Origin of the sequence: Streptomyces sp. SM11 (assembly GCF_002910905.1) — a bacterium.
GTDB lineage: Bacteria > Actinomycetota > Actinomycetes > Streptomycetales > Streptomycetaceae > Streptomyces.
In genome coordinates this window covers 1-1,391 of the sequence record NZ_NEUE01000038.1, presented here as the reverse complement: position 1 = coordinate 1,391, position 1,391 = coordinate 1, and the positions used below count along the sequence as shown (strand labels likewise).

Below are 1,391 nucleotides of genomic sequence, written 5' to 3'. Positions count from 1 at the left end.
GTCGGCGACGGGGCCGAAGAGCGGCGGCGGGGACCCCCGGTCCGCGCGTCCGGACAGCACAGGCGCAGGCTCGGCGTCCGGCCGGGACGGGAACCCGCCGTCCAGCGGGCGCGCCGCCCTGTCGGCGACCGGGCCGAACAGCGGGGGCGGGCTTCCCTTGCCCGGCGGGGCGAAGAGCGACGGTGGGAGCTGGTCGTCCGGGGAGTGCGGGGTGGGGGCAGCTGTGGGGGTGGGGGTGGTCCGGGGGGTCTGGTCGTCGTTGGGGGTCACCGGTTCCCGATTCCTTTCCGTCACGTCCGTCACGCGAAGAGCCGGCGCCAGGTCTCCGGCCCCGGGTAACCATCGGCCGCACCGCCGCGCCAGCCCTGGGCCCGCTGGAACGCCTCGACGTTGCGGCGGTCGGCCTCGGTCCAGAGCGGGCCGGGGCCCGACACGTAGTGCTTGCCGTATCCCTTCTTCACCAACTGTTTGCCGAGCCGGTCGACATGGCTGTTGGACTGACCCGGCTTGAAATAGCCGCGTCCGGGGAACGCCACGGCCGTATTCGGGCTGCCGCCCGCGCCGGCGGCGGGAATGTTCCGTCCGCCGCCGGTGGTCAGCAGGCGCCAGGTGTCCGGGCCCGGGATGCCGTCCGCCTCCTTTCCCCTCCAGCCCTGCGCCTGCTGGAACGCCTGGGTCGCGCGCTGGTCCGCTCTTCCCCACACGGGCCCGGGGCCGACCGCGTAGAAGCGCTTGCCGCCCCGCTGGACCAGCATCCGGCCGAGCTGGGTGACGTACTTGTTGTTGGCGCCCGGGCCGAACTGCTTGACCCCGGGGAAGGCGGTGGAGGAGCCGGAACCGGGCGATCCGCCCGTGACCCCTTTGTATCGGTAGGCAACGTAACGGCTGGAGTTGTTCCAGTACGCCATGGGTGTCGACTGCTTCCGCGTCCGCGGGCTCGCCTGCTCGTAGGCGACGTAATGAGTGCGCCTGTAGTCGGTCCAGCCGCCGAAGATCGTGACGTGCGAGCCCTTGGCGGGGTCGGCCGGGTTATGGAAGAGGAGGATGTCGCCGGGCTGGAGGTCGGCGCGGGCGATCCTGGTCGCGTGGGCAGCGAGGCTGCCGGTCCACTCGTTGGTGCCGAGGTTCCAGGCCATCGACACATAGCCGGAGCAGTCCTGACGGTAGCCGTCCGACCAGTACTTCTCCATGCTGTACGGGACCTTCGCCGACACCCACCTCTTGGCCCGGTTGATGATGTCGGCCCGGGTCGTCCTGGGCGCGGCCGCTCCGGCGGACGGCGGGCCCGAGGCGCTGGTGCCCTTCAGCGGGCCCTTCTCGCCCTGCGGGGTGGCCGGCTCCGGATCGGCACCCCCGTCGGCGCGCGGGGCTCCGGGGGCGAGGCCGGCGGC

Annotated in this window: 1 protein-coding gene and 1 pseudogene; both read right to left on the bottom strand. The window is 72.8% G+C overall.

Annotation, left to right across the window (positions count from 1 at the left end; translation table 11 throughout):
- Positions 1–270, bottom strand: a pseudogene (locus B9S58_RS38650) (membrane protease subunit); the annotation flags it as partial.
- 29 nt (positions 271–299) lie between these two features.
- On the bottom strand, positions 300–1,391 hold a 1,092-nt coding region (locus B9S58_RS02330; protein ID WP_103530478.1), incomplete at its 5' end, for a peptidoglycan-binding protein.